This window comes from Ruegeria sp. BG7 (genome assembly GCF_056535685.1).
Genome location: NZ_JBQFIU010000001.1, coordinates 3,522,571 through 3,548,589 on the forward strand (window position 1 = coordinate 3,522,571; position 26,019 = coordinate 3,548,589).

Annotated in this window: 29 protein-coding genes; 9 read left to right on the forward strand and 20 right to left on the reverse strand. The window is 57.8% G+C overall.

Annotated elements, in window-relative coordinates:
* Positions 1–5: 5 nt before the first annotated feature.
* The 4 genes from ACR3EH_RS17450 to ACR3EH_RS17465 all read left to right on the forward strand — a co-directional run bounded on the left by ACR3EH_RS17450 (position 6) and on the right by ACR3EH_RS17465 (position 3,918).
* The gene (locus ACR3EH_RS17450) at positions 6–1,136 is read left to right on the forward strand and encodes an ABC transporter ATP-binding protein (protein WP_171183488.1); all 1,131 of its coding nucleotides are present in this window, start codon (positions 6–8) and stop codon (positions 1,134–1,136) included.
* Between the two features lie 114 nt (positions 1,137–1,250).
* The gene (surE, locus tag ACR3EH_RS17455; protein WP_171183486.1) at positions 1,251–2,033 is read left to right on the forward strand and encodes a 5'/3'-nucleotidase SurE; all 783 of its coding nucleotides are present in this window, start codon (positions 1,251–1,253) and stop codon (positions 2,031–2,033) included.
* Positions 2,030–2,680 carry a protein-L-isoaspartate(D-aspartate) O-methyltransferase gene (locus ACR3EH_RS17460; RefSeq protein ID WP_171090421.1) on the forward strand — a complete coding sequence of 217 codons (651 nt, stop codon included), beginning with the start codon at positions 2,030–2,032 and terminating at the stop codon, positions 2,678–2,680. Before surE ends, ACR3EH_RS17460 begins: the two co-directional genes overlap by 4 nt.
* Positions 2,681–2,742: 62 nt before the next feature.
* Entirely contained in the window at positions 2,743–3,918 is a 1,176-nt protein-coding gene (locus ACR3EH_RS17465; protein WP_171648444.1) for a peptidoglycan DD-metalloendopeptidase family protein, read from the forward strand.
* Positions 3,919–3,980: 62 nt separating this feature from the next.
* On the opposite strand, the gene ACR3EH_RS17470 is transcribed toward ACR3EH_RS17465, so the two are convergent.
* Entirely contained in the window at positions 3,981–4,652 is a 672-nt protein-coding gene (locus ACR3EH_RS17470) for a helix-turn-helix transcriptional regulator (RefSeq protein WP_171648443.1), read from the reverse strand.
* 21 nt (positions 4,653–4,673) lie between these two features.
* Positions 4,674–4,979 carry a hypothetical protein gene (locus ACR3EH_RS17475; RefSeq protein ID WP_171090416.1) on the reverse strand — a complete coding sequence of 102 codons (306 nt, stop codon included), beginning with the start codon at positions 4,977–4,979 and terminating at the stop codon, positions 4,674–4,676.
* Positions 4,980–5,201: 222 nt separating this feature from the next.
* On the opposite strand from ACR3EH_RS17475, the gene ACR3EH_RS17480 reads away from it, so the two are divergent.
* The 4 genes from ACR3EH_RS17480 to ACR3EH_RS17495 all read left to right on the forward strand — a co-directional run bounded on the left by ACR3EH_RS17480 (position 5,202) and on the right by ACR3EH_RS17495 (position 7,716).
* Positions 5,202–5,417 (forward strand): twin-arginine translocase TatA/TatE family subunit, encoded by a 216-nt coding sequence (locus ACR3EH_RS17480; protein ID WP_171090414.1) that lies wholly within the window; start codon positions 5,202–5,204, stop codon positions 5,415–5,417.
* Positions 5,418–5,423: 6 nt separating this feature from the next.
* Positions 5,424–5,882 (forward strand): Sec-independent protein translocase protein TatB, encoded by a 459-nt coding sequence (tatB, locus tag ACR3EH_RS17485; RefSeq protein WP_171090412.1) that lies wholly within the window; start codon positions 5,424–5,426, stop codon positions 5,880–5,882.
* On the forward strand, positions 5,879–6,760 hold the full coding sequence (gene tatC, locus ACR3EH_RS17490) for a twin-arginine translocase subunit TatC (RefSeq protein ID WP_171090410.1): 882 nt from the start codon (positions 5,879–5,881) through the stop codon (positions 6,758–6,760). The genes tatB and tatC overlap by 4 nt, the downstream gene beginning before the upstream one ends.
* Before the next feature lie 113 nt (positions 6,761–6,873).
* Complete coding sequence (locus ACR3EH_RS17495) at positions 6,874–7,716, forward strand: ATP-binding protein (protein WP_171090408.1); 843 nt, start codon at positions 6,874–6,876, stop codon at positions 7,714–7,716.
* Between the two features lie 60 nt (positions 7,717–7,776).
* Here the strand turns inward: ACR3EH_RS17495 and ACR3EH_RS17500 are convergent, their stop codons facing one another.
* The 11 genes from ACR3EH_RS17500 to alr form a co-directional block, all read right to left on the reverse strand.
* Complete coding sequence (locus ACR3EH_RS17500; protein ID WP_171183480.1) at positions 7,777–8,421, reverse strand: SDR family NAD(P)-dependent oxidoreductase; 645 nt, start codon at positions 8,419–8,421, stop codon at positions 7,777–7,779.
* A gap of 42 nt (positions 8,422–8,463) precedes the next feature.
* Positions 8,464–8,712: a hypothetical protein gene (locus ACR3EH_RS17505; RefSeq protein WP_171090404.1), complete on the reverse strand. Its 249-nt coding sequence runs from the start codon at positions 8,710–8,712 to the stop codon at positions 8,464–8,466.
* Between the two features lie 266 nt (positions 8,713–8,978).
* Complete coding sequence (gene purF / locus ACR3EH_RS17510; RefSeq protein ID WP_171090402.1) at positions 8,979–10,502, reverse strand: amidophosphoribosyltransferase; 1,524 nt, start codon at positions 10,500–10,502, stop codon at positions 8,979–8,981.
* 654 nt (positions 10,503–11,156) lie between these two features.
* The gene (locus ACR3EH_RS17515) at positions 11,157–11,750 is read right to left on the reverse strand and encodes a CvpA family protein (protein WP_171183478.1); all 594 of its coding nucleotides are present in this window, start codon (positions 11,748–11,750) and stop codon (positions 11,157–11,159) included.
* Positions 11,751–11,790: 40 nt separating this feature from the next.
* Positions 11,791–13,155, reverse strand: a complete 1,365-nt coding sequence (radA, locus tag ACR3EH_RS17520; protein WP_171090399.1) for a DNA repair protein RadA — start codon at positions 13,153–13,155, stop codon at positions 11,791–11,793.
* A gap of 122 nt (positions 13,156–13,277) precedes the next feature.
* On the reverse strand, positions 13,278–14,060 hold the full coding sequence (locus ACR3EH_RS17525) for a DNA repair protein (RefSeq protein WP_171183476.1): 783 nt from the start codon (positions 14,058–14,060) through the stop codon (positions 13,278–13,280).
* A gap of 150 nt (positions 14,061–14,210) precedes the next feature.
* A complete protein-coding gene (locus ACR3EH_RS17530; protein ID WP_171183474.1) occupies positions 14,211–14,663 on the reverse strand; it encodes a paraquat-inducible protein A in 453 nt (150 codons plus the stop codon).
* The gene (locus ACR3EH_RS17535) at positions 14,660–15,343 is read right to left on the reverse strand and encodes a hypothetical protein (RefSeq protein WP_171183472.1); all 684 of its coding nucleotides are present in this window, start codon (positions 15,341–15,343) and stop codon (positions 14,660–14,662) included. Before ACR3EH_RS17535 ends, ACR3EH_RS17530 begins: the two co-directional genes overlap by 4 nt.
* Before the next feature lie 13 nt (positions 15,344–15,356).
* Entirely contained in the window at positions 15,357–16,103 is a 747-nt protein-coding gene (locus ACR3EH_RS17540; RefSeq protein ID WP_171183470.1) for an ABC transporter ATP-binding protein, read from the reverse strand.
* Positions 16,100–16,882, reverse strand: a complete 783-nt coding sequence (locus tag ACR3EH_RS17545; RefSeq protein ID WP_171183469.1) for an MlaE family ABC transporter permease — start codon at positions 16,880–16,882, stop codon at positions 16,100–16,102. Before ACR3EH_RS17545 ends, ACR3EH_RS17540 begins: the two co-directional genes overlap by 4 nt.
* Positions 16,879–17,913, reverse strand: coding sequence for an alanine racemase (alr, locus tag ACR3EH_RS17550; protein ID WP_171183467.1), 1,035 nt, complete (start codon positions 17,911–17,913; stop codon positions 16,879–16,881). Before alr ends, ACR3EH_RS17545 begins: the two co-directional genes overlap by 4 nt.
* 240 nt (positions 17,914–18,153) lie before the next feature.
* Between alr and ACR3EH_RS17555 the strand changes: the two genes are divergently transcribed.
* Complete coding sequence (locus ACR3EH_RS17555) at positions 18,154–18,693, forward strand: GNAT family N-acetyltransferase (RefSeq protein WP_171183465.1); 540 nt, start codon at positions 18,154–18,156, stop codon at positions 18,691–18,693.
* Positions 18,694–18,730: 37 nt separating this feature from the next.
* On the opposite strand, the gene ACR3EH_RS17560 is transcribed toward ACR3EH_RS17555, so the two are convergent.
* The 7 genes from ACR3EH_RS17560 to ACR3EH_RS17590 all read right to left on the reverse strand — a co-directional run bounded on the left by ACR3EH_RS17560 (position 18,731) and on the right by ACR3EH_RS17590 (position 25,906).
* Positions 18,731–19,777 (reverse strand): Hint domain-containing protein, encoded by a 1,047-nt coding sequence (locus ACR3EH_RS17560; protein WP_171183463.1) that lies wholly within the window; start codon positions 19,775–19,777, stop codon positions 18,731–18,733.
* A gap of 121 nt (positions 19,778–19,898) precedes the next feature.
* Positions 19,899–21,389 carry a replicative DNA helicase gene (locus ACR3EH_RS17565; RefSeq protein ID WP_171179946.1) on the reverse strand — a complete coding sequence of 497 codons (1,491 nt, stop codon included), beginning with the start codon at positions 21,387–21,389 and terminating at the stop codon, positions 19,899–19,901.
* Between the two features lie 225 nt (positions 21,390–21,614).
* A complete protein-coding gene (locus tag ACR3EH_RS17570; protein ID WP_171183461.1) occupies positions 21,615–22,295 on the reverse strand; it encodes an orotate phosphoribosyltransferase in 681 nt (226 codons plus the stop codon).
* 137 nt (positions 22,296–22,432) lie between these two features.
* Positions 22,433–23,614 carry an ammonium transporter gene (locus ACR3EH_RS17575; protein WP_171183459.1) on the reverse strand — a complete coding sequence of 394 codons (1,182 nt, stop codon included), beginning with the start codon at positions 23,612–23,614 and terminating at the stop codon, positions 22,433–22,435.
* A 188-nt stretch (positions 23,615–23,802) separates the two neighbouring features.
* Entirely contained in the window at positions 23,803–24,285 is a 483-nt protein-coding gene (locus ACR3EH_RS17580) for a CinA family protein (protein ID WP_171183457.1), read from the reverse strand.
* Positions 24,282–24,779, reverse strand: a complete 498-nt coding sequence (locus tag ACR3EH_RS17585; protein WP_171183455.1) for a phosphatidylglycerophosphatase A family protein — start codon at positions 24,777–24,779, stop codon at positions 24,282–24,284. Before ACR3EH_RS17585 ends, ACR3EH_RS17580 begins: the two co-directional genes overlap by 4 nt.
* Entirely contained in the window at positions 24,776–25,906 is a 1,131-nt protein-coding gene (locus ACR3EH_RS17590) for a bifunctional 2-C-methyl-D-erythritol 4-phosphate cytidylyltransferase/2-C-methyl-D-erythritol 2,4-cyclodiphosphate synthase (RefSeq protein WP_171183453.1), read from the reverse strand. The genes ACR3EH_RS17585 and ACR3EH_RS17590 overlap by 4 nt, the downstream gene beginning before the upstream one ends.
* Positions 25,907–26,019: the final 113 nt, after the last annotated feature.

Below are 26,019 nucleotides of genomic sequence, written 5' to 3' on the forward strand. Positions count from 1 at the left end.
GCCCGATGGAATTGATCGGGAAAGGCAATTGGGGTCCATCGGTGTCAGGTAACGCAACTCCTCCACGTCTGGAAATTCGCAACATTATCCGCCGCTTCGAGGGGCGGGTTGTGGTGGATGACGTGTCACTGACCGTTCAGGCGGGCAAGGTGACGTGTTTGTTGGGGCCGTCGGGCTGCGGCAAATCCACGACGCTGCGCATGATCGCCGGGGTCGAGATGCAGGACTCGGGCGAGATATACGTAGATGGCAAGCTGATTTGCGACACTGTCTTCCGGGTTCCCCCGGAACGGCGAGAGATTGGCCTGATGTTTCAGGATTTCGCGCTGTTTCCACATCTGAGCGTGGCCAACAATGTCGCTTTTGGCCTGAAAGGCAGCAAGGATGAAAAACGCGCCCGGGTTGAAGAACTGCTTCGCAAAGTAGATCTGATGCGCTTCATCGACGGGTTTCCGCATCAGTTGTCTGGGGGTGAGCAGCAGCGTGTGGCGCTAGCCCGCGCCTTGGCACCGCGCCCTCGGATCATGTTGATGGATGAGCCGTTTTCTGGTCTCGACAACCGTCTGCGTGATGGCATTCGGGACGAAACGCTGTCCATCCTCAAGGAAGAGGACGCCGCCGTTTTGCTGGTCACGCACGAGCCGGAAGAGGCGATGCGCATGGCGGATGAGATCGCGCTGATGCGGCGTGGTAAGGTGGTGCAGCAAGGCGCGCCCTATAACGTTTACACTCGACCAGCAGATAAAGCTGCCGTGGCTTTTTTCAGTGATGTCAACGTGTTGCGGGCGCAAGTCAATGGGGCGTTGGCTGATACGCCGTTTGGTCAGTTTCTTGCGCCAGGTATCCCGGATGGAACAGATGTCGAAATTGTATTCCGCCCGCAGCACGTCAAGCTGGACTTTGACCGCAACGGTAAGGGGCCTTCGCCTACGCCCTCGGCTGGTGTGGCTGCGCGGGGCGTGGTCGAGCGTGCGCGCTTTCTTGGAAACGAAAGCCTTGTAGAGTTTCGCATGGATTATGATGGCTCGATCCTCAAGGCGACGGTTCCAAATGTCTTTGTGCCGGGTCCGGGTCGCGTCATGTGGCTGACCATTCGCCGGGACAGGTGTTTTGTATTCCCCGAGAGCAAAACCTGACCTGACGATTTCCACCCAAGTGGTGCGCGAAAGCCTCAGATTGCAGTCCTGCGTCGCTTGCCGCAACGCAGGCCGGGGTCTATCAAGGGCCAAACGCGGGGGTAAAACGGGCATATGCGTATTCTTCTGACCAATGATGACGGGATCAACGCTCCGGGCTTGATCACGCTTGAGGCGATTGCGGCCGAACTGGCTGGGCCGGATGGCGAAGTTTGGGTGGTTGCGCCTGCCTTCGAGCAATCCGGGGTCGGGCATTGCATCAGCTACACCCATCCCACAATGATCGCCAAGCTGAGCGAGCGGCGCTATGCAGCCGAAGGCTCGCCTGCGGATTGTGTTTTGGCGGGGCTGCATGATGTGATGGCAGACCGCCGACCCGATCTGGTTTTGTCCGGTGTAAACCGGGGGAACAACTCGGCTGAGAACACGCTTTATTCCGGCACGATTGGCGGTGCGATGGAGGCAGCCCTGCAAGGTGTGCCTGCAATTGCACTGTCGCAGTATTTCGGCCCGCGCAATCTTGGGCTGGATGATCCGTTTGAGGCCGCCGCACGCTTTGGCGCTGATCTGGTCCGGCGTATTCTGGATGCCAATCCGGCCGAGCAGGGCGATTACCGCCTGTTCTATAACGTGAATTTCCCACCCGTTCCGGCAGATGAGGTGCTGGGCACGCGCGTTGCAGCGCAGGGCTTCCGGCGCGACACGCATTTCTCGGTCGAACCGCACAGCTCGCCCTCGGGGCGGCGGTTCCTGTGGATCAAAGGCGGTTATCAGCACAACCCAACCGCCCCGGGCACCGATGCGGCGGTCAATTTGGAAGGCTATATCTCGGTCACGCCAATGCGTGCTGACCTGACCGCCTACGACATGCTGGAGGCGCTGAAGGCAGTCGAATGAGCGGACTGGACCCTGAAACCGTAATGCAGTTCCTGTTTGCCCTGCGCAAACGGGGCGTGACCGATGCGCGCGTTCTGGCAGCGATGGAGCAGGTGGACCGGGGCCGGTTTGTCACCGGCCTGTTTGCAGACCGCGCTTATGAGGACATGCCGCTTCCGATTGCCTGCGGCCAGACGATCAGCCAGCCTTCGGTTGTCGGGCTGATGACGCAGGCGCTGGATGTGCGTGCACGGGACACCGTGCTCGAGATTGGCACTGGTTCAGGCTATCAGGCGGCGATCCTGTCCAAGCTGGCGCGCCGGGTTTACACGGTCGAACGCCACAGGCGGTTGGTCAATGAAACGGGTAAGCTGTTTGCCGACCTGGGACTGACGAATATCACTGCCATGTTGTCGGATGGATCCTTTGGTTTGCCGGAACAGGCGCCGTTTGATCGGATCATTGTGACCGCAGCGGCCGAAGACCCTCCGGGCCCGCTCTTGGCGCAGCTGAAAATCGGGGGTATTATGGTTTTACCCGTGGGTCAGTCGGACGCCGTGCAGCAGTTGATCAAAGTGACGCGCACTGAAACCGGTCTGGACTATGATGAATTGACGTCGGTTCGTTTTGTGCCTCTGCTGGAGGGGCTTGGGAAGGACGAGACGTAACAGGCTTTGTGAATTGGTCGCCGGAACCCCGGACAACAGGGGCAGGCTTTGAGGACAGAATTATGAAAGCAGTATCCAAATCAGCTATGCGCCGCTGCGCGACCGGACTGGTCGCTGTCGTCGTTTTGGCCGGGTGTGAAGGGCCCTTGGACTATGATCTGCGTGGGCAGGTCGGTGGGTTCTCGACTGCCGATGCGGCGCAAGCTTCCACCACATCGCGGCCCACACCGGACAGCCGGGGTGTGATCACTTATCCCAACTATCAGGTTGCCGTAGCCCGTCGGGGCGACACAGTGCGTGACGTTGCCGCGCGTGTTGGCCTGCCGGAAAGTGAGTTGTCGCGCTTCAACGGATTGCAGGCCACCGACAGTTTGCGAGAAGGCGAAGTGCTGGCCTTGCCGCGCTCGGTCGGTGCCGGTAGCGGGGTGGATATCGCTTCGGTGGCCGGAAGTGCGATCGATCAGGCCCCGGATACGGGTTCGGTTCAGACAACGACATTGGAACCAGCGAAACCCGCGCCAACCGCCGCCCCTGTGCCTTCGGGGCCGGAACCGGTCCGGCACAAGGTCAAACGGGGCGAGACGGCCTATACCATCTCGAGGCTCTATCAGGTGCCGGTCGACGCGCTTGCGGAGTGGAACGGGCTTGGGCCCGATTTTACCGTGCGCGAAGGTCAGTTTCTATTGATTCCGGTCAAGAACCAGCCTGCACCACGGCAAAGCGCTGCGGCGGCTGCGGCACCTGTTGCGGCCACTGAAGTGACCGAGCCGGGGCAGGGATCGCCAACACCGACCCCGCCAAGCGCCACCCAGCCGCTGCCTGAAGAAAAAGTTGCACCCAAAGCTGAGGCACCGGATGTGACGGCCGAAGCCCCGACCAATACGCGCTCTTCGGCCCTTTCACTGCCAGTAAGCGGTACCATCATCCGTGGCTACAACAAGGGCAAGAATGAAGGCATCGACATAGCCGCAGCACCCGGTACGGCTGTAACAGCGGCCGAGGCAGGTACGGTTGCGGCGATAACGGCGGATGCGGATCAGGTTCCGATCATCGTGGTTAAACACAAAAACGATCTGCTGACAGTTTATGCCAACGTAGACGACATTACCGTAAAGAAAGGTGACCGCGTGCGTCGTGGTCAAAAGCTGGCGCAGTTGCGGGGTGGAGACAACGCCTATGTACATTTTGAAGTGCGCAAAGGGTTCGAGTCTGTTGATCCAGAGCCCTACCTGAAGTGAGGATGAATGGCCCGTTTCGGGCCATGCCTCCGGCGGGAGTATTTTTGAAAAGATGAAGAAGGTCAGACGTTTGGGTCGTAGTCGCTCAGGCGTTTGCCGGGTTCGTCCGCAAAGAGTTCCGGCAACGGCGCGATAGTTTCGATCAAGTCGATACGGAAGACGCGGAAACCCTGACGAAGTTCGCACCAAGCGGTGAGGGTCCAGACGCGGCCCCAGTATTCCATGTGAAGCGGGCGGATGGTGCGTTCGGTCAGAACCCCGTCGATCCTTTGATATGACAAGCGAAGTTTCTGGCGCGATTTGATGGCTGCGCGGATCGGGGCCATATGTGCCAGCCCACGGGCGGCATCGGCAAAGGGGTAAACGGCGAACTTCCATGCGTCGGCTTCGGCTATTACCTGCGTGGGCAAGACGGCATCGATTTTGTCAGCCAGAGAATTGGCAGCGGCTTTCAGGTCAGGATCGGCGGCCTCGGCCACGATAGCCATACCGAGGTTGAGCGCTTCAAGCTCGGCTGTAGTCAGGTTCAGCGGGGGCAGGGTGATCTGCTCGCGCACCATGTAGCCCACGCCGCGTTCGCCTTCGACCGGAACACCCGAAGCCACCAGCGTATCCATATCGCGATAGATGGTGCGGACCGATACCTCGAGCCGGTCCGCAATGTCCTGCGCACGGTGCAGTTTGCCGTCGCGCAGGATCTGTATGATGTCGAAAAGACGATCCGTGCGGCGCATATTACGCCGTCCAGACCGCGCTTAGGCGGTCATGTTCCATAACACGTTCTCGTGGCGCATCTGAATGCTGTCAGGATTGATGGCTGCCATCAGACCGGCGCAGAAGTCCTGTTGTGGGAATTGCGCGGCGGCGTCTTTGGCCGCCTTCATGTCCGTCCAGACGACATAATCGGTCCAACGCCCGTCTTCGCCCTGGCTCAACTGGCGATGGGCGAAGCCCGGTGCGCTGCGGACAAAGGCTTCTGAGGCTTGGCTGAGTTTCACAAATTCTTCCGGTGTGGTGCCATTGGCAAGGGTGAAGGTGACGATTTCAGCAACATGGGTCATTTGGGTCTCCGTTGACCAGGTTTCGATACCGTCTTCGTAATGCTACCCAACTGACATAAACCTGTCAGTTGGAAAATGCGAGCCCTTAGATTCTGCGGGATCATATCAATTTTTACCTTCAAACAGCACTTGTTCCCTTTTGAGGCAACGCATCCGGGCGTAAACACAGAGCCAGTTCATATTCCCGGCACGTAAGGGTGCCGATGAAAGAGGAGAAAAGACATGCTCAACAATATCGGCCTTCCCGGTCTTCTGCTGATCGCCGTTGTGGTTCTGGTTCTGTTTGGCCGCGGCAAGATCAGCTCGCTGATGGGTGAAGTTGGCAAAGGTATCACCGCCTTCAAGAAGGGCGTGAAGGATGGCACGGAAGAGCTGGAACAAGATGCGTCCGAGATGGCCAAGGACGTCACTCCTGAAACCGAGAAAGACAAGGCGTAAGCGCAGATGTTTGATCTGGGCTGGACCGAACTTCTGGTCATCGGCATCGTTGCCCTGATCGTTGTGGGGCCGAAGGACCTGCCGGTGTTGTTCCGCAATGTCGGGCGTTTTGTCGGCAAAGCCCGTGGCATGGCGCGCGAATTCAGCAGCGCCATGAACGAGGCTGCGGATCAGGCTGGCGTGAACGAGATCAAGAAAGGTCTCGACGCTGCCGCGAATCCTGTGGGTTCTGCCATGGACGGTGTCAAACAAGCCGCGCAGGATATGGCCAAAAGCATCGATCCTACCAAGTTCGATCCTGACAGCGAAACCGGCAAACTGGCGGCAGAACGGGCCGAGCAGGCCAAGAAAATTCAGGCCACCACAGCACGTGCCGCCGCCGAACGCAAAGCCAAGGAAGCTGCCGACGCATTGGCCAAGGCTGAAGAGGCCGAGGCTGCGCTGAACACTGAAAGCAAGACATGAGCAAGACCGACGAGATCGAAGATACCTCGGCCCCCCTGATCGAGCATCTGGCCGAGCTGCGCACGCGGTTGATACACTGCGTCGTGGCTTTTCTGGTCGGGATGATCATCTGCTTTACCGTGGCCACGCCGCTTTTTAACTTTCTGACCAATCCCCTATGCGAGGTACTGACTGAGCGTGGACAGGATTGCGGCCTGATTTTCATCTCGCCACAGGAAGGTTTCTTTGTGGCCATCAAGGTCTCGTTGCTGGGCGGGTTCATTCTGGCGTTTCCCTATATCGGGATGCAGATGTGGCGCTTTGTGGCGCCGGGGCTGTATAAGTCGGAAAAGAACGCGTTTTTGCCCTTCATGCTGGCCTCGCCCTTCATGTTCCTTCTGGGCGCAAGCTTCGCGTTCTATGTCGTCACGCCACTGGCCTATGATTTCTTCCTTGGGTTCCAGCAATTTGGTGCTGAAGGTGAAGCCGTAGCAGATGGTGCAACTGCTGCACCTCTGAGCGTGGTTTTCCAGGGCTCAGCACAGGAATACCTGAACCTGACGATCAAGTTCATCGTGGCTTTCGGGCTGTGCTTCCAACTGCCGGTTCTTTTGACCCTCATGGGCAAGGCGGGACTGGTCAGCGCCGAAGGCCTGGGTGCCGTGCGCAAATATGCAGTCGTAGGCATTCTGGTGCTGGCTGCTATCGTGACGCCCCCGGATGTAATCACGCAGATCATCCTCTTTGTTGTGGTTTATGGCCTTTACGAAATTTCGATCTTCCTGGTCGCTCGGGTCGAACGCAAGCGCGAAGAACAACTGCGTGCCGACGGCTATTACGACGATGAAGAGGCTGAAGCGGATGCCGATCATATGCAGGATTACGAAGAAAAATCGTGATCTATAGAAAATACTGAACAAGGCGTGCCGATCTCTGGCGCGCCTTTTTCGTTTCCGCCTCTTGTTGCGCCGGAAGGAACATGGTTTGAACACCAAAACGACCGGAGGCCCCTATGGATGATCAAGCCCTGAACCGTATTGCTGATGCGCTGGACCGCATGGCACCGGCCCCATTGGCTGCCCCGGATTTTGACGAAGCCCCTGCATTTGTCTGGCATGTGGAACCCGACCGGTTAGAGCCTGTGAACCAGGTCAACCGCGTCGATTTGGACTTGTTGGTCGGCATCAATCGGTCGCGCGACACCTTGCTTGATAACACGCGTCGGTTTGCCGCCGGATACAAGGCGAACAACGCGTTGTTGTGGGGCGCGCGGGGCATGGGGAAGTCCAGCCTTGTCAAGGCAGTGCACGGAACCCTGCAATCGGACCATCCGGATTTGAAGCTGGTCGAATTGCAACGCGAGGATATGGCGTCGGTTGCACGCCTTCTGAACCATCTGCGCGCTGCGCCGCACCGGTTCATCCTGTTCTGCGACGATCTTTCGTTCAGCCATGATGACCAGCATTACAAATCGCTCAAGGCCGTTCTGGACGGTGGTATTGAAGGTCGCCCGGAAAATGTTGTTTTCTACGCCACCTCGAACCGTCGTCACCTGATGCCAAGGGACATGATCGAAAACGAACGCTCCAGCGCCATTAACCCATCCGAGGCGGTTGAGGAAAAGGTTTCGCTGTCCGACCGTTTTGGACTTTGGCTGGGCTTTCACCCCTGCGATCAGGACGAATATCTGGCCATGATTGACCGCTATTGCGCGGCCTATGGCGTATCGGTCGATGCAGGCACTCTGAGGGCCGAAGCCATTGAGTGGCAAGCCACGCGCGGCTCACGCTCAGGCCGCGTTGCCTGGCAATTCTTTGTCGATCTGGCCGGTCGCAACGGCGTTCACATCGCCTGATCCCAGCTTCATCTGGCTAAAAATACCTCCGCCGGAGGCATGGCCCGCAAGGGCCATTTCCTATAGCAGCGCCAGAATGCGCGCGGCTTCACTTGCCGTGCTGTTCAACGCGTCCCGGTCTTCTCCGGGATGGAACCGTGCGCGTACGGCGGTGGGCATAGGCGCAGGTTCGACAATTGAAACGCGTGGGCCGGTGCGTTCAGTTTCCGCGGCCCAACTGCGGGCCAGGGCCATCTGCGCGGCCTTGGTGGCCCCATAGATGCCATAGAACTTCTCGCCGGCCTTCGGGTCGTCAAAGAACACCGCGTGGCCGTTTTCACCCAGCAGGGGCGTAACGTAGGGGATCAGAACCGAGGTCGCATTGGCGTTGGTGTTAACGGCCTTTGCCCACTCTTTCGGATCAATGAAATGAGTTGGTGTCAGGGCCGAGGTATGGATCGCCGTGTGCAACCAGAGATCCACCTTACCCCATCGGTCGTGAATCCCTCTGCACAAGGTTGCCATGGCATTTGGATCGGTGATGTCCATAGGGGCCAGCGTTGCCGAACCTCCCTTGGCCTTGATCCGGTCGTCCAACTCTTCCAGTCCGCCAGTGGTTCGGGCGACTGCAACTATGTGATACTCGGGCGCCAACGCTTCGGCCAGGGCAGCGCCCAACCCGCGGGAGGCCCCGGTGATAAGGGCGATTTTGGTCTGATCGGTCATGGCTGCGGTTTGTACCCCTGCGCGCGGGGCGTCAAGTCGCGATTAGCTGCCGGGAATGGTGATCCGCTTGGTCTGGCCGCTTTGTCGCAGCATAATGCCATGTTCATCAATCGCAACAACCGTACCCGAAGCAACTCGGCTGCCGGTTTTCACCTCTTTCACGCGCCCCGATGAAAGCCGCATAAGGGCCCGCAGATCGGCTTTTGGCCCAAAGACCCCAAGAACCGAAACGGAATTCTTCTTTAACGCGCCACGCTGGGTGGCTGCGCTTTTGACTTTTGTATTCGACATGATCTGCGGCCTGGACCGTAGCCCAAACCCCTTTGTAAGTGAGTGGTGCGGGCCAAATATCAAAACCGAAACGGAAACTAAAGCGCATCACACACTGATGTCATCGAGACAAACGTGCCCTACAAAAAAGCCCTTGAGATCACGCAGCATTCACCGCTGAGTTGTGGCAAAAACCCACTCATTACAACGGTTCGAAACGAATGCAGTCGCCAAGCTGATAAAGCGAATCATTCGCCGTTAACGTGGGATGGTAAAGGTAAACCCGTTTAACCAGACGCCAGCTTTGCTGCGTTCCACGACCCGCCGGGTACCTGCATATCTGCACGTTTCTGGCTGACGCGGCTGCTGTTTTCCAGATTGTCCAGATAATCCTCGCTGACGCTGCCGGTAATATAGTTTCCGTCAAAGCACGAGCAGTCAAAGGCTTCGATCTCGGGGTTGCCTTCTTTCGCGGCCCAGATCAGGTCATCCAGATGCTGATAGAACAGCGCGTCCGCGCCCAATTCTTCCCGGATTTCTTCGATCTCTTTGCCGTTTGCGATCAGTTCGGCCTTGGTCGGCATGTCGATGCCGTAGACGTTGGGATATTTCACTGGGGGCGAGGCGCTGGCGACATAGACCTTTTTGGCACCCGCGTCGCGGCACATCTGAACGATCTTTTTAATTGTGTTCCCGCGTACGATGGAATCGTCGATCAGCAGAACACTGTGACCATCAAATTCCAGCGGCACGGCGTTCAGTTTGCGGCGGACGGATTTCTGTCGCTCTGCCTGACCCGGCATGATGAAGGTACGCCCGACGTAGCGGTTCTTGACCAGACCTTCGCGATAAGGGATGCCTGTGATCTTTGCGGCTTCCAACGCTACAGGGCGGGCGCTGTCGGGCACCGGTATAATCCGGTCGATTTCCAGGCCGGACTCCTGAATCTGTTTGGCCAGTGTCTGACCCATGCGCATCTGGGTCTTGTAGACCGAAACACCGTCCAGCAGTGAGTCCGGGCGGGCCAGATAGACATACTCAAAGATACAGGGTGTCAGCTTGCCTTCAACTGCTTGAAATTCGTGCATGTTGCCGTCCAGATCGATCAGGATCGCTTCGCCCGGGCGAAGGTCGCGCAGCTTTTCAAAGCCATTAATGCCAAAGGCCACATCTTCCGAGGCGAACGCATAATCATCCCCTGCGCCGTCCACTGTGCGTTTCGCAACCGACAAGGGGCGAATGCCAAACGGATCGCGGAAGGCCAGCATTCCAACGCCTGCGACCAGACAGATCACGGAATAAGCGCCCTGAACCCGCTCCATCGTCATCTTCACACCTGCAAACAGGTTGCGGATGGGTTCTGCATTGCCGTTCACCTTGATCGCGTCGGCCACTTTGTCGGCCAGCACGTTCAACAGGATTTCTGAATCTGAGGTAGTGCGCAGGTGACGGCTGTATTTGCCTGTAACTTTTTCGCGCTGTTCGGCGGTGTTTGTGATGTTGCCGTTGTGAACCAGATAGATGCCATATGGCGCGTTCACAAAGAACGGTTGCGCTTCGGCCGCGCTGAGCGAACCTGCGGTGGGATACCGGACATGGCCCATACCGACATGGCCCAGAAGGGTTTCCGCGTCCTGAGCGTTGAACACATCCTTGACCAACCCGTTGGCCTTCTTTTCGCGGAAAAACTCGCCATTGAAGGTCACGATCCCCGAGGCATCCTGACCCCGGTGCTGCAGCATCAGCAGCCCGTCATAGATCTCGGCAAACACATCATGTGTCCGGCTTGCGATTCCCAAAATCCCACACATTTACGGGGCTCCAACTTCTATGACGATTTGATCTGAGGACTGACCGCATTACGGCTTCGGACAATCTGTGACGCGTGCGCGGGTGTATTTGAGGCAGAAGAAAGTGACGCCAATAGGGCGACCATCATCACGACCAGCGCGCATTCATACAGAAAGAACAAGATCGGTGGCTCCGATTCTGTGGCGGGTTGGCCTCCACATAAAGCCTAATGGCGTGGCTGTCATCAAAGGATCACATTTACCAATTGCCGCAGGCTGAAATTGTGCACAACGGCTGATGTTCGGGAAACGGATGACATGTGCAGTCATATATGCTGTCATGCGCATGAATATGTATAATTCTGGATTAGAGAAACACCCAGAGGATCCGAATGTGGCAACATAAGTCTCAGCAAAAGAAACCGGAACGGGTCAAGCAACGGTGCCATCGATGCCGGGGCATGGGGCGCGCGCCGTGCCAGATCTGCAACGGCGCGGGCGAAGTTGTCAAAAGCCGAGATATTCTTGGCAAACCGATCTCCAGCCGGTGTGATGGGTGTTTTGGATTAAAAACGATCAAATGCACTGTATGCGGCGGCGAAGGATTTACCTGACAAACAAGAAAAAAAGCCCGGTCAGAGCCGGGCTTTCCAGAAAGCATGGATTGGGCCGTGTTTAGCCTTCCGCAGGTGCAGTGGTGTCAGGCTGGGTGTTGCCTGCAGTGCAGCTGGCCACCAGCTCTTCGTACTGTGCGGTAACCCAGCCCAAAGCAGCCTCGGGGTTTTGTTCTTCGATCTGACCGCTGAACTGCTCGAAAACCTTGGCCGAGCGGCTTTCGTCGACAATTGTGTAAGACTGACCGGTCATCACGGTATCGTAGACAAAGAAAGCGATCGCAACCAGCAGGATGCCCCGCGCGATGCCAAAGAACAGACCAAGCGCCTGATCCAGACCACCCAAAGCCGAGCGTTGCACCAGTGACGAAAACAACGGCGTGAAAATGCTGACCACAATCAGCGCCACGGCAAAGACTGCGGCAAAGCCGGTGATGACTGAAAGCTCGCAACTGTCGCGCAGGAAATCTCCGACTACGGGGATCTCCTTGACCAGTGGGACGGCCTGCGGAGCAAAGATGAACGCCAGAACAGCCGCTGCGACCCATCCTGCGATAGCCAGAACTTCGCGCATGAAACCACGTGAGTAGGCCAATAAGCCCGATAGCACGATGACCAGGGCGACGACCCCGTCAATTATTGTAAAACCTTCCATGGCCCTCGCCTGTTCGTTTTCTGCCCCTCAAGGCGCGACTTTAACCTGCTCCGAAGGTTTCGCCAACAAACCCAACCAAATCAGAGGGTCGGGTGAGTGACAGACCTGCCACAGTGCCGGTTTTGCCACCCGCCGGAGCAATTGCCGCTGTGAAACCAAGTTTTTGAGCTTCTTTCAACCTGTTTTCTGTCTGCGGAGCGGGTCTAAGTGCCCCAGATAGCGAGATTTCTCCGAAAACGACGGTGTCGGCGGGCAGGGCGGTGTCTTCACGCGCGCTGAGTAACGCAGCGGCAACCGCGAGGTCTGCGGCGGGTTCGCTGACCTTTAGCCCTCCGGCGACGTTCAAATAGACATCAAGGCCAGCAAACGGGATTCCGCAGCGCGCCTCGAGCACAGCTAGGATCATGGCCAGCCGCCCGCTGTCCCATCCAACGACCGTGCGGCGGGGCTGGGAATGGGGCGAAGGGGCGACAAGGGCCTGCAATTCGACCAGAACGGGGCGGGTGCCTTCGATACCCGCAAAGACAGCCGAACCGGGGCTGGGCGTGCCGCGTTCCGACAGGAACAGGGCGGAGGGGTTTGTAACCTGCGCCAGCCCTTTGCCCGTCATCTCGAAGACGCCGATCTCATCAGCAGGACCAAAGCGGTTCTTGACCGCGCGCAGGATGCGGAACTGGTGGCCGCGTTCGCCCTCGAAATACAGCACAGTGTCGACCATGTGTTCGACCACGCGCGGGCCCGCGATCTGACCTTCTTTCGTAACGTGGCCGACCATGATGATCGACACACCGTGTCGTTTCGCAAATGTGGTCAATTCATGGGCTGCGGCCCGGACTTGTGACACCGATCCGGGCGCGCTGTCCACATTGTCGGCCCACATGGTCTGGATCGAGTCGATAATTGCCAGACCGGGCTTTTCGGCCTCAAGCGTCGTGAGGATGTCGCGCAGGTTGGTTTCTGCGGCCAGTTGGACTGGCGCGTCCTCAAGCCCAAGACGACGTGCACGCATCCGGACCTGTGCGCTGGCTTCCTCGCCCGAGACGTAGATGGTTTTGACACCAGCACGCGCGAACCGGGCAGCAGCCTGCAATAGCAGCGTGGATTTACCGATGCCCGGATCTCCGCCCACAAGAAGAGCAGAGGCCGGGACCAGACCACCGCCCAACACCCGGTCAAGTTCTTCCACGCCGCAAAGGGTGCGGGGCGGTGGGGTTTCCTCGGTCGACAAATCCGTGAGTGCAATGGACTGGCCGCGTTTGCCGCCGAGGGATTTCTTGGTCGGGCCAGCCGAAAGGGGCACGTCTTGAACGATGGTGTTCCATTCGCCGCACGCGTCGCAGCGTCCGGACCATCGCGTATGTGTTGCTCCGCAGGCCGAGCAGGAGAAAGAAGTCGTTTTTGCCATGCGGCCTTTGGTGCCCGAGCTTGGGCGGTTCTTCAAGCCCTTGCGGGCTTTCCTCACCACCGGTGGCGCGCTGCGGCCTCAGGCCCCGAACGGGCCATCGCCCACAGCGGGCGCTGACGCGCCTATTCCGCCGCCCGAGGGGGGGACATCGCAACCACGCTGGACGCCTTTGAGGCGCTGTCTTTGCGTGGTGTTTGCAACTGAGTCGACAGTTCGGGCAACAGCTCGAACAGTTCATCCCGCAAGCGTGCCAATTGCGATTTGGCGATGGTTTCTTCCATTTCCACGTCGCGCGTCCATTGGCGCAATTCGTTTTGGATGACCTGAGCCTCTTCCAAACGTTGCTGGAACAGCTCAATCTCTTGCTGCCGTTGTTGCAGGAACATCTGCGCCCGTTCGACCCGAGCGTCGCCATAGGTTTCGGCCAATTCCTGGCTGATCTGGCTCATTTGTGCAGCCAGTTCCAAAATCTCAGGTTCCAGCGATTGCAGGTCAGGGTGCTGGCGCAGAAACGCCATACGCTCTTTGACCGCGTCGAACTCGGAGGACATCATGAACAGCCCGCTTCGGTCAGCGGCGTGGGCCATCTGATACGCGTTCGCGATGTCATACATGTTGAGGGCAAATTTGCGATGGTTGTTTTCCAATGCCATCATTCGCGCGTTTGCCGGCAGATAAAATGCCAGCATGAGAATCAGTGCGGTCAGCCCGATCTGGATGAACATCCCGGCATCCGCCGCCGGTTCGTCGCCGAATCCGGCCTGCATTGAAAGCCAGGGCAACACGCCCAAAGCGGATAGTATCGTGGTTGAAACGGCCAGCAGGGCCGCCATGCAAATCAGTAAAAAAGTCAATCTTAAAAAGGCATTCTGACATTGCAATGTGATGTTGTGGAGGGCGGCCATGATCGTCGAACTCCTTTTTCAAACCGGAACACACCGGGCCGAAGCGGAGGAAGATCAAACAACTTAGGGCGATCCGCTGCGGACCCGAAAACTACAAATCTTAACTGCTCGAAATATAAAGATGATACTTAGATATGTGTTTTCAATCAATTAGGTCTGAGCTTTTCGTGAACCAGATGTCATCTCTGTAATATGGCCAAGTGCGATCGAGGCCAGAATACAGGCCGTGAACAGGTAAAGACCCCATGCGGTTTCAATGGTCGCGTAAGAGATACCCTTGGCCAATGTGATGTAAAGCGCGATCAGGAAAATGTCGGCCATGGCCAGTTTGCCGAGGATGTTCAGCGCGGGTTGGACGCGCGCGTCCAGCAGGTTCCATTGGATCAGCGCGGTGCCGATGGTTTTGATGTAGGGGGCGAAGAGGGCGAAGATGGTCACGATTAGCGCGAGGAAGATGTCGGATTTCCACAAGGATTGGAGCCCGGTGATGACGCTGATTTCGCTAAGGCCGAAGATCGGCAGAAACCCCGCGCGCATCAGCGGGGCGAACCACGCGATGGGGTAGAGGATCAGGAGCGAGAGGGTGGCGAAGCGGAGAGTCATTCCATTTCGTCACTCTTATCTTCGATTTTCAGGGGCTCTTCTTGTTTCTCAATTGAAAGTGATTGCTTTCTCTGCCCTCTGACTGCGTTGGCTAGTTGATCAATACGGTCAAAAGCGGGCTTTGCTTTTTTTCCAGCCGTTCCAAATGCGTCTCCGAGGTCTACAATTTTCCCTAACATTAGGTGGAAATTGCTTATCTCTTTGTCCACTTCGGACTGTACAGAGTTTATGGCGGAGAGAACCCTGCGCTTCTGATCTTTGTTCATCCAGTTGCTGTCATGAACTTCGGTTCTAAGCGCTCCAATTATTTCGTGTATTTTGTTGCGGTGTTCTCCGTCGAAAGCTATCGCCTCAGCGAACTCTTGGGTGGGATCATCATATTCGAGAGCTACTTGCGCTTCGATTCTCCTGCTCAGGATAAGTGTTTTCCATGGAGTGGCATACTCTTTGTAACGAGCACTGATATCCCGCATTTGGTCTTGTACATCACCTATTGGAGGAGCATCAGGATATTCTAGGTCAAAACGTTTTGCCGCGTATCGGAAACGAGTGTCCGCTAGTAGAAAACCCGCATAGTAGTTTTCATTCCACGTTTCCGAGTTACTGTTTTCGCTTTCTTGCGCACGTGCTTTTTCAAATTCAGATATATGTGCTAGCAGCTTTTCAAAATCTTGGTTCATTTAACAATTCCTTTCACCGAACCGCCTCAATCGGCCCCTGTGCACTGCCACTAATGAACTGCTCGACATAAGGATCGCCCGAGGCATCCATCTGGCCGACCGGTCCGGTCCATTGGATGACACCTCCGTGCAGCATGGCGACGTTGTCGGCAATCGCGCGGACCGAGCTCATGTCGTGGGTGATGGTCATCGCGGTAGCGCCCATTTCGGTCACGATTTCACGGATCAGGTCGTTGATGACGCCGGACATGATCGGATCGAGGCCGGTGGTGGGTTCGTCGAAAAAGATGATCTCGGGCTCGGCGGCGATGGCGCGGGCAAGGCCGACACGTTTTTGCATCCCGCCTGACAGCTCTGCCGGAAAGCGGTCGGCCACGTCGGATTTCAATCCTACGCGGCGCAGTTTTTCGATGGCGATTTCGCGCGCTTCTTCGGTCGGACGTTTCAGAGACCCACGCAGCAGGCGGAAGGCAACGTTTTGCCAGACGGTCAGTGAATCAAACAGCGCCGCCCCCTGAAACAGCATCCCGAACCGGGCCAGAAACGCGTCGCGGTCGCCTTTGCTGGCGTCTTTGCCGTCCACATAAATCATGCCGCTGTCGGGGTGGATCAGGCCAAGGATACATTTCAGCGCCACCGACTTACCGGTGCCCGACCCGCCGATGATGACCATCGAGGTGCCTTTTGGGATCTCAAGGTTAAGTCCTTGCAATACGTGGTTATCACCAAAGGCTTTATGTACGTTCTCCATCCGGATCATAGCGAGAAGAATACCCCTGTGAGAACGAAATTTGCAGCCAGGATCAGCACGGCTGCGGCCTCGACCGAGCCTTTGGTGGCCCGACCAACGCCTTGTGCGCCGCGACCGGAATTCATGCCATAGTAACAGCCCATGATGGCCGCGATCAGGCCAAAGGCCGCGCCTTTGACCAGCGATGAGACGATGTCGCGGGTTTCAAGGAAATCCACGGTGTTTTTCAGATAAGCCGCCGGGTTGAAGCCCAGGTTTTGAGTGGCAACCGTGTAGCCTCCGGCAATGCCGATGATGTCACCCACCGCGACCAGGGCGGGCACGGTAATCAGCGCGGCCAAGACGCGTGGGGCGGTCAGGTATTTCATTGGGTGGGTCGACAGCGTGACCAATGCGTCGATCTGTTCGGTCACTTTCATCGTGGCGATTTCGGCCGCGATGGATGAGGTCACGCGGGCGGCAATCATCAGGCCGACCAGCACCGGGCCAAGCTCTCGTACCATGCCAATGGCGACGATCTGAGGCACCACCGCTTCGGCGTTGAAACGCGCGCCGCCGGCGTAGATCTGCAACGCCAATGCGCCGCCGGTGAAGATCGCGGTCAGGCCAACCACGGGCAGGGACAGCCAGCCGATGTTCAGCAGCGCCATTCCGAACTCGCGCGGATAGAAGGGCGGGCGCAGAATGTGCGAGATGGCATCCAGCGCGAACAATGCAACACGGCCAAAGGCCGCAAACAGGCTTAGTACGGTGCGGCCCAGCCCCCCAAGCGCGGAAATTGGGTTCATTCCACATAGCCCCGCGAATAGCGATTGCCCAAGGATGTCAGGATCTCATACCCAATCGTTCCGGCAGCTTCGGCCAGATCGTCGACGGTCTGATGGCCATTGAGAATACGCAGGCGTTCCGGGTCATGGGGCAGATCGGTCACGTCCACGGTGATCAGGTCCATCGAAATCCGACCGACCACCGGACAGGGCTGGTTTCCGGCAAACGTGTCAATCCCACCACCGATGGCGCGATGCAGGCCATCCGCGTACCCAGCCGAAACGGTGGCGATCCGCGACGGGCGGCGCGCCACCCAGCTGTTGCCATAGCCAACCGTTTCGCCGACCTCCAGTTTGCGCACCTGGATGACGGGCAGATCAACGGTGACAACCGGTTTGGCACCGGCAAAGGGCAGGCCACCGTAGAGACCGATGCCCGGACGGCAGAAATCGAAATGGAACTCTGGCCCCAGAAATGAGCCTCCGGTCGCGGCCAGCGAACGCGGTGCGGTGACGCCTTCGGTCATCTCGCGAAAGGTCTTGAGTTGCTGCTGGTTCATCGGGTGATCCGGCTCGTCGGAACAGGCCAGATGAGACATGACCACCGCCGGGTTCAAAGCCTCGGCCTTTGGGCGCAGTTCCGCCCAGTCGGCGGGCTCCAGCCCCAGACGGTTCATGCCGCTGTCCAACTGAATGCCAAATGCGTGATCGGGCAGCGCTTGTTCATGGCGCTTAAACTGCTCAGCCGAGTTGATCAGGGGGGTCAGGTCGTGCGCGCGCAACAGATCTGTGTCACCTTCCATATGCCCGGAAAAGACACTGATCATCGGGCCTGGACCCACGGCCTCGCGCACCACAGCACCTTCCTCGGCGGCGGCGACAAAGAACTTGCGAACGCCTTCTTCGGCCAGCGTGTCACTGACAGGCCCGGCCCCCAGCCCATAGGCATCGGCCTTGACCACGGCCCCGGTCTCAACCCCGGTCTTCGCATCAAGCGCCCGCCAGTTGCTGGCCAGCGCCTGAAGATTGATCGTCAAACGTGCAGTACTCATGGAACTGTTCATGACATTGCGCCGTCCAAGGTCAAGAGGGAATGGCGCATTTCCGTAACGTATTCCGTTGCCACGTTGCCGCAATCGACGAAAAGTGCCGAAAACCAAGAGATTTTTGCGGTTTGTCGCTGTACAGGACCGGTTTTGGGATTGTCTTCACATTGATGTTAAAACGATCTTGAGAGTGTGATCGTTCCATCGCAATACACTCGGGACCGCAGCAGTAGGAGTACGCAAATTATGGAGTTTTCGACGGGGCTAACACCGGATCCTTCTACTTTGGTTCAGTTGTTTGCGGATGTTTTTTCAGCGTCCGAAGGAGAGGATGAAGGCGCGCTGATCGGCGCGTTTGTGCAAGACCTGATCGAAACCACCCCACCTGAGGATCTGGTCGTGTGCACAGCACATCGCCATCACGAGTTGCTGGGATGCGCCATCTTTTCTCGGGTCGTGTATCCACAGGATACGCGTTCTGTGTTCATTCTGTCGCCGATGGCCGTCACCACCGGCAGCCAGAAAACCGGTGTTGGCCAAGCGTTGATTTCCTACGGGCTGGACCAACTGCGGGCCTTAGGAGTGGATGTGGCTCTGACATACGGTGATCCTGGGTACTATTGTAAAACGGGGTTCAGGCAGATTACTGAGGACACTGCACAACCGCCGCTGTCGCTGAGCCATCCGCATGGGTGGTTGGGGCAAGCGTTGAACGGTCGGGAACTGACGTCACTGACAGGCCCGTCGCATTGCGTGGCTGCGTTGAATAATCCAACGCTTTGGTGACCCGCAATAAGTTGAAGCCACGCAACGGGATTTGCCTTTAGATCAGAGGTTGATCAAGCATCGCCTTGCTGTTGCGTATGTGGCGGGCAACCAGTGTCTTTTGCCGCCGTCCGCTGGGGATGTGGCAGGCAGGTACCATTTCTTGATCGCTGATCAGGGACGGGAACAGCGTGAGCAGTTCCTGTTGCGCTTCTGGTGAAAGCGATTTCAACGCTTCTGGTCCAGTAAAAAGGCTTTCACTTGGCGCGCCTTCGGCAAACAGAACAACGTGACGGTCAAAAACGAGGTGATGATAGGTCACTTTGATCGCCAAATCGTCGACGTAGATTCCAGGCAATTCGGTCAATCGGATGGCCGAGATCAAAACGTCCCGCGTTGCAAACATCCGCTGCGCAATAGCAGAGCGGACCAACATCCGATGTTGGCGCGATACAATCAGGTCACGGCGCGGTAAACCATGACCCAATGAACCAGCCATGATGCAGACCGGGTAGAGCTCTGGTTTCTTCAAAAGATCCGCGTGTCGCAGGGTTCGAGACAGGCGCATTCGTACCGCTTCCAGGGTGCCATCGGTCGTCATGACGCGCATTCCGGGTTCGATGTCCTGAACGTGGATCTCGCCCTGATCGGTCAGAATCAACGTGTCCGAGGTGAAACAAGGGGCGCCGGGACTTGGATTTGGATCCTGAACAAAATTCACCCCATCGGTTGAGGACAACGAAGACGTATCATCCGTGCCATTGCTGCCGATCTGGGTTGAGGTCTGACCGTTGGCCGGACCCTGGGTGGCCGTTACCTGCGCATCGAAAGACACAAAGCTGAGAACCGAACCGTTGTCGGACAATGAGACAGCGCCCAGTCGGTTGATACGGGCCGTGACCACGTAATAGTCGAAGCCGCCCACCGTCGTCATTGTCGCGGTGTCGACATCTGTGGAACTGCGCACTGTGCCATTTGAATTATAGACATCAACCTGAAGCCCGGTGACATCCGTTCCGGTCGGCACACGGACTTCAATGAAATCCCCGTCCGGCGCAAAATTCGGGCCGTTCCGATACCTGATTTCCGAGATGATCGCGGGCAAAACTCGGGGCCTCCGACCAGTATGAGCGTGCTGTGCAGGTTAACTTTATCTACCTTAACACAGCCTAAAACCTACGCCACCAGTTCGACCAGCGGCGTACCCATTGTCAGAAGCAGTGTGATCAGTATCCCTCGATTTCGCCGCCCTGTTGCCAGGGTTTAACAAGATTGCCAAAGCGGGTGAATTGGGCTTCGAACGAAAGCTCGACCGTGCCGATCGGACCGTGGCGCTGTTTGCCGACGATGACCTCGGCCTTGCCGTGCAGGCGTTCCATGGCCTGCTTCCACTCTTCCATCTTTTCCAGCTCGTGATCGCCGGGTTTTTCGCGTTCTTTGTAATACTCCTCGCGGAACACAAACATCACCACGTCGGCATCCTGTTCGATCGAGCCCGATTCCCGCAGGTCAGACAGCTGTGGGCGCTTATCGTCACGGTTTTCCACCTGACGGCTCAGCTGTGACAGCGCGATGACCGGGATGTTCAATTCCTTGGCGATGGCTTTCATGCCCATCGAAATTTCAGCAATCTCGTTTACCCGGTTGTCTGACATACCGCGGCAAAGCTGTAGATAGTCGATCACCAGTAGATCCAGCCCATGCGTCCGCTTCAACCGCCGCGCGCGGGCGGCAAGCTGTGATATTGGCAGGGCAGGTGTGTCGTCGATGAACAGGGGGCAAGCTTCCAGTTCCTTGGCTGCGTCCACGAAGCGGCGGAACTCGGCCTCGGTCATGTCGCCCTGACGGATCTTGTGGCTGGAAATCTCGGACGCTTCGGCCAGAACACGGCCCGCCAACTGCTCGGCGCTCATCTCAAGTGAGAAGAACCCGACCACACCACCGTCAATCGCGCCTTCTGATCCATCCGGCTTCTGTCCGCGTTTGTAGGCTTTGGCCACGTTGAACGCCACGTTCGTCGCCAGCGATGTTTTCCCCATCGACGGTCGTCCAGCCAGAATGATCAGGTCGGACGGGTGCAAGCCACCCAATTGCTTGTCCAAGTCGGCCAGACCGGTGGAAATCCCCGCCATGCCGCCACCACGCTGGTAGGCTTCATTGGTGACGTTGACGGCTTCTGTGACCGCCTTGAGGAAGGATTGAAAACCTTGTTCGGTCTGGCCCTGCTCGGATAGCTGATAGAGCTGCTGCTCGGCCTCGACGATTTGTTCTTTGGGCTCACTGCTGACTTCGACCCGCGCGGCCTTGTCCGAGATATCGCGGCCAAGGCGTATCAACTCGCGCCGAATGGCGAGGTCGTAGATCATCTGGGCGTAGTCATGCACCGCGAAGGCACTGATCGAGGCCCCGGCCAGCTTGACCAGATAGGCCGGACCGCCCAATTCTTTCAGACCCTCATCTTCGCCCATGAACGACTTCAGTGTGACAGGTGAGGCCAGCGCGTTCTTGGCGATACGGGCGGCGGCGACTTCATAAATTCGGGCATGGACCGGATCATAGAAATGCTCGGCCCCGATGATCGAGGCGACCCGGTCATACAGATCGTTATTGGTCAGAATCGCGCCCAACAATTGCTGCTCGGCCTCGATTGAATGCGGCATGGTTTCGGCATTCTGAATCTGCGCCGCTGCCTGCTCGATACTGCTGATCTCGTTCATCTTGTCCCCGCTGCCCGTTTGGGGGTTTTACACGCGAAACGCCACCGCAAGCTATCTGGAAATACCTGTGGCTAAGTTGGGGTAAAGCCTAGGGATAACTTTCCGAACCGTTTGGATACCTGCGTATGCGTAGCTTATTATGTATGAAATGAGGGAAAAGTCACCAGATATCGTGGCCCATGCCCCGATTCTTATGCACTTATCCCCAATTTGCCCACAAGAGGTTTACGTGGATTTATTGGCTTCTTGCCAGCCACGCGGATCGTTCAGGAACGCCTCAACACCGTCAAGTGTCTCTTGGTCAAAGGCTTTCTGCGCCTTGGCTTCGGCAAGAACATCCCACCATGTGCACAGCGAATGCAGCTTTACGCCGTGGTCGCCCAGCGTCTTTTCGGTTTCGGGGAAAATGCCATAGTAGAAAATCACCGCAGTATGCCCGCAGGTCGCGCCGGTTTCGCGGATAGCGTCCACAAAAGACAGCTTGCTGCCACCATCGGTGGTCAGGTCCTCGACCAGCAGCACACGCTCGCCTTCACTCATCGCGCCTTCGATGCGGGCGTTGCGACCATAGCCTTTGGGTTTCTTGCGCACATAGGTCATCGGCAGCGCCATGCGCTCGGCCACCATGGCGGCAAAGGGGATGCCTGCCGTCTCGCCGCCTGCGATGTTGTCGAACGCTTCGAACCCGGCATCGCGCATCACTGTGACGGTCAGGAAATCCATCAAGGTCGACCGGATACGCGGGTACGAGATCAGCTTGCGACAGTCGATGTAAGTCGGGCTGGGCAGTCCGCTGGCCAGAGTGAAGGGCTCGCGCGCATTGAAATGAACGGCCTTGATCTCCAGCAGCATCCGCGCGGTCAGGCGGGCGATTTCGGTGCTGTCGGGAAAGGAGCTGGGGATCATGGCGCAAACCTCGGGGCTGAATACACGTTGCGGGCTGATAGCCCGAGCGCTGGCCCAGAGTCGAGAGGGTCGCAAAAGAAAAGCGGACCCCCAAGAGGTCCGCTTTTCGCCCTTTCGGGCAGAGCGCCAAGGTGGGCTTAGCTGCTCATGTCGTAGGCGCGTTCCCCGTGTACCGAAAGATCGAGCCCATTTGTTTCGGTTTCGGCGTCTACGCGAAGCGGGGTGATAAGTGCAACCACCTTCACCAACACAATTGTGACAACTGCCGTAAAGGCACCCACGATCACAAGCCCGCCCAATTGCGCGGTCCAAGTGCCAAGGCCAAACGCAGCGATCATGATGGTGCCGAAAATGCCGCCGACGCCATGCACCGCAAAGACATCCAGTGTGTCGTCGATGTTCAGCTTGTTTCGGATGACACTGACGGCTTCCTGACACAGGACACCGGCGACCGCACCGATGATCAGCGCTTGTACCGGACCCACAAAGCCGGATGCCGGGGTGATCGAGGCCAAACCGGCAATGGTTCCCGTGACCAGACCAACCATCGAAGCCTTGCCAAAGCGGATACGTTCCCACAGGGCCCAGGTCAGCGACGCGGTTGCGGCGGACAGATGCGTGACGGTCATGGCCATTGCGGCGCCACCGTCCGCGGCCAATTGCGAGCCACCGTTGAAACCGAACCAACCGACCCACAGCATCGCTGCTCCGACCATGACATAGCCGGGGTTATGCGGCGGTGTGGTGCGATTGCGACGGGGGCCAAGTATGACGGCGATGATCAAAGCGGCCAGACCCGCGGTTTCATGGACAACGATTCCGCCCGCAAAGTCGCGTACACCGATCTCACCCAGAATACCGCCATCAGCCAGCATGCCGCCGCCCCAGATCCAATGGACGACCGGCGCGTAACAGAGCAGCATCCAAAGGGCCGAAAAGGTCAGAACAAAGCCAAAGCCGACACGTTCGACATAAGCGCCAACGATCAAGGCCGGTGTGATGATCGCAAAGGTCATCTGAAAGGCGAAGAACAGGATCTCGGGCAGGGTACCCGCAAGGCTATCGGCATCCACACCGTTCAGGAACGCTTTGCCCAAACCACCCCAAATCCCGCTTTCTCCAGGGCCAAAGGCGATCGAGTAGCCCGCAACGAGCCACAGAATGCTCATCAAACAGGCGATTGAGAAGCAGTGCATGAACACGCTGAGCACATTTCGGGCACGTACAAGCCCACCGTAGAACAGCGCAAGGCCCGGCAATGTCATGAAAAGGACCAGTGCGGTTGCAACGATGATCCAGGCTGTATCGGCTCCATTCATGGGCCGCTCTCCTTTCCCCTGCGTTTGGTCAGGGGGCTGTTCGGCAGCTCTCCGGACCCGTGTGAGTGTGTGCGCAGCCTTGAAACCGAGGGGGAGTGAGGAAAAAAGAGGCAGACTTGCAAAAGGCGCTTAAAATGTCGCCTTTTGTTCAAGTGATGACATTTTTTGCATCTTTTGATGCGGTGCGCCTAAATAATGGGCGCTTGTGAAAGCTCGTTTTTGAGCAACTCTAACGCGTGATCCCGCGCCGCCAGACGCACAGCATCCCGACCCAACGCGCCAAATTCGATCGTTTCGGTCTGTGTGTCCTGACCATCGCGGGCCAGTCCGAAACACACACGCCCTTCCGGTTTGAACTCGGACCCGCCCGGCCCGGCAATGCCGGTGATCGAAACGGCAAGCTGCGCCTTAGAATGGCGTAGGGCTCCGTCTGCCATCTCGCGGGCGACTTCCTCTGACACTGCGCCATGCGCGGTCAGCGTCTCGGCCAAAACGCCCAGCATGTCCTTTTTGGCTGCGTTGGTGTAAGTGACAAAGCCCCGGTCAACCACAGCGGAGCTGCCGGGAATATCGGTCAGGGCCGCAGCCACCATCCCGCCCGTACAGCTTTCAGCCGTGGCGATCATCACGCCCTGCGCCTTGGCAAGATCCAACAGTTCGCTCACGTTCACAGACCCAGTACTCCGTGCGCTATTCCCGCCAGTATCATCACGCCGATGGCTGCGAAAACGCCTGCGATGACGTCGTCGAGCATAACGCCCATCGGATCGCCACGCCTGTCGGCCCAACCAACGGGGCCGGGCTTGGTGATATCGAACAGGCGGAACAGGATGAAACCGGTTACCCAACCGGGCCAAAGGGCGGTAATGTCGATCCCATGGGCCCAGGACGGGTAAGAAATTGCCCAAAGCGCGATGAACTGGCCTGCGACCTCATCAACGACGATTTCTGACGGGTCGTGATCATCTTGGCCTTCGGTCATCACGCGGGTTGCCCAAAGGCCGCCAACAAAAACGGCCAGTGTTGCAAGTGCCAGCAGGGGAAACCCACCCAGCGTATGCAACACCCAAGCCATCGGTAGCGCCGCCAGGGATCCCCAGGTGCCTGGGGCAGGGCGTAAATAGCCGACGCCGCCAACGGTGCCGATCAACTGTGCTGCGGTCATGCCTTCACCAGGCAGGCTGTGGCGAGCGAGGCGATCCCTTCGCTGCGACCAGTAAAGCCCAAACGCTCGGATGTGGTGGCCTTGACCGAGACCTGATCTGCGCTTAACCCCATGATTTTAGACATTTCGACACGCATGGCAGCGGCATGAGGGCCGATCTTTGGATACTCGCAGACCAAGGTGCAATCGACGTTCGAAATGCGGTATCCCATCTGCCCGGCCAGCTCGACCGCATGGCGCAGGAAAATCTCGCTGGCAGCACCCTTCCATTGCGGATCTGAGGGCGGGAAGTGTTGACCAATGTCACCCTGCGCCAAAGCACCATAGATCGCATCGGTTACGGCGTGCATCCCAACATCTGCATCCGAGTGCCCCTGCAATCCGCGTCCATGAGGCACCTTCACGCCACACAGGATAACGTGATCCCCTTCGCCAAAACGGTGCACGTCGTACCCGTTGCCAAGCCTTACATCCATATCCGTTCCCATTATCCGTTCCGCCCGGGCAAAATCCTCGGGTCGGGTGATTTTCAGATTGTCTGCGTCGCCGGGGACAATGCAAACATCAAGGCCTTCCGCGCGGGCGACCTCCACATCATCCGCCGCCTCGCCCGAATGGGCCGCGTGGGCAGCAGTGATAGCGTCATAGTGAAAGCCCTGCGGTGTTTGCGCGGCGTAGAGGCCATTGCGGTCCTGCGTGCCCGTTACGGCGTTGTCTTGCCCAACCCACAGCGCATCCGTGACAGCAAGCCCCGGCGCGGCCGCCTGATGCGTTTCCAGCGCGGTCAGCACGTCCTGTATGATGCGCGATGAGACACAAGGGCGGGCCACGTCGTGGATCAGAACATGTTGAACCCCCAATCCTTCTATGGCCTTCAATCCGCCCCGGACCGAGCTTGAGCGATCTGATCCGCCCGAAGCCAGGATCAGATCTGAATTGCGAAACTCTTCCCATGCGTGGGTGTCTTCGTCAGAAAGCACCAGAACGATGTGATCCACCTGTCCGCGAAACTGCTCGATTGTCCAGTCGGCCACACGACGCCCCGCAAGGCTGCGCCATTGCTTGGGCACGCCGCCTCCGGCGCGCAACCCGCGCCCCGCGGCGACTATAATGGCGGCTGTGGTCATGTCTCGGGCGCTCCTTCGTCTTGGCTGTGTTTAGGCGGCGGTGAAAGCAGAGGCAATCACCCAAGGTAAAACGATTAAAAAATAGGCATGTGATGATTTTGCGGGCTTGTTTC

Excerpts from the sequence above, each read along its gene's own strand:
- ACR3EH_RS17480 (WP_171090414.1), top strand. The coding sequence starts at position 5,202 with ATGCTCAACAATATCGGCCTTCCCGGTCTTCTGCTGATCGCCGTTGTG.
- ACR3EH_RS17540 (WP_171183470.1), bottom strand. The coding sequence starts at position 16,103 with ATGATCCGGATGGAGAACGTACATAAAGCCTTTGGTGATAACCACGTA.
- ACR3EH_RS17590 (WP_171183453.1), bottom strand. The coding sequence starts at position 25,906 with ATGACCACAGCCGCCATTATAGTCGCCGCGGGGCGCGGGTTGCGCGCC.
- ACR3EH_RS17465 (WP_171648444.1), top strand. The coding sequence starts at position 2,743 with ATGAAAGCAGTATCCAAATCAGCTATGCGCCGCTGCGCGACCGGACTG.
- ACR3EH_RS17505 (WP_171090404.1), bottom strand. The coding sequence starts at position 8,712 with ATGTCGAATACAAAAGTCAAAAGCGCAGCCACCCAGCGTGGCGCGTTA.
- ACR3EH_RS17585 (WP_171183455.1), bottom strand. The coding sequence starts at position 24,779 with ATGACCGCAGCACAGTTGATCGGCACCGTTGGCGGCGTCGGCTATTTA.
- ACR3EH_RS17555 (WP_171183465.1), top strand. The coding sequence starts at position 18,154 with ATGGAGTTTTCGACGGGGCTAACACCGGATCCTTCTACTTTGGTTCAG.
- surE (WP_171183486.1), top strand. The coding sequence starts at position 1,251 with ATGCGTATTCTTCTGACCAATGATGACGGGATCAACGCTCCGGGCTTG.
- ACR3EH_RS17545 (WP_171183469.1), bottom strand. The coding sequence starts at position 16,882 with ATGAACCCAATTTCCGCGCTTGGGGGGCTGGGCCGCACCGTACTAAGC.
- ACR3EH_RS17460 (WP_171090421.1), top strand. The coding sequence starts at position 2,030 with ATGAGCGGACTGGACCCTGAAACCGTAATGCAGTTCCTGTTTGCCCTG.
- purF (WP_171090402.1), bottom strand. The coding sequence starts at position 10,502 with ATGTGTGGGATTTTGGGAATCGCAAGCCGGACACATGATGTGTTTGCC.
- ACR3EH_RS17450 (WP_171183488.1), top strand. The coding sequence starts at position 6 with ATGGAATTGATCGGGAAAGGCAATTGGGGTCCATCGGTGTCAGGTAAC.
- ACR3EH_RS17500 (WP_171183480.1), bottom strand. The coding sequence starts at position 8,421 with ATGACCGATCAGACCAAAATCGCCCTTATCACCGGGGCCTCCCGCGGG.
- ACR3EH_RS17470 (WP_171648443.1), bottom strand. The coding sequence starts at position 4,652 with ATGCGCCGCACGGATCGTCTTTTCGACATCATACAGATCCTGCGCGAC.
- ACR3EH_RS17570 (WP_171183461.1), bottom strand. The coding sequence starts at position 22,295 with ATGATCCCCAGCTCCTTTCCCGACAGCACCGAAATCGCCCGCCTGACC.
- tatC (WP_171090410.1), top strand. The coding sequence starts at position 5,879 with ATGAGCAAGACCGACGAGATCGAAGATACCTCGGCCCCCCTGATCGAG.
- tatB (WP_171090412.1), top strand. The coding sequence starts at position 5,424 with ATGTTTGATCTGGGCTGGACCGAACTTCTGGTCATCGGCATCGTTGCC.
- ACR3EH_RS17530 (WP_171183474.1), bottom strand. The coding sequence starts at position 14,663 with ATGACTCTCCGCTTCGCCACCCTCTCGCTCCTGATCCTCTACCCCATC.
- ACR3EH_RS17495 (WP_171090408.1), top strand. The coding sequence starts at position 6,874 with ATGGATGATCAAGCCCTGAACCGTATTGCTGATGCGCTGGACCGCATG.
- alr (WP_171183467.1), bottom strand. The coding sequence starts at position 17,913 with ATGAGTACTGCACGTTTGACGATCAATCTTCAGGCGCTGGCCAGCAAC.
- ACR3EH_RS17535 (WP_171183472.1), bottom strand. The coding sequence starts at position 15,343 with ATGAACCAAGATTTTGAAAAGCTGCTAGCACATATATCTGAATTTGAA.
- ACR3EH_RS17525 (WP_171183476.1), bottom strand. The coding sequence starts at position 14,060 with ATGGCCGCCCTCCACAACATCACATTGCAATGTCAGAATGCCTTTTTA.
- ACR3EH_RS17575 (WP_171183459.1), bottom strand. The coding sequence starts at position 23,614 with ATGAATGGAGCCGATACAGCCTGGATCATCGTTGCAACCGCACTGGTC.
- ACR3EH_RS17475 (WP_171090416.1), bottom strand. The coding sequence starts at position 4,979 with ATGACCCATGTTGCTGAAATCGTCACCTTCACCCTTGCCAATGGCACC.
- radA (WP_171090399.1), bottom strand. The coding sequence starts at position 13,155 with ATGGCAAAAACGACTTCTTTCTCCTGCTCGGCCTGCGGAGCAACACAT.
- ACR3EH_RS17565 (WP_171179946.1), bottom strand. The coding sequence starts at position 21,389 with ATGAACGAGATCAGCAGTATCGAGCAGGCAGCGGCGCAGATTCAGAAT.
- ACR3EH_RS17515 (WP_171183478.1), bottom strand. The coding sequence starts at position 11,750 with ATGGAAGGTTTTACAATAATTGACGGGGTCGTCGCCCTGGTCATCGTG.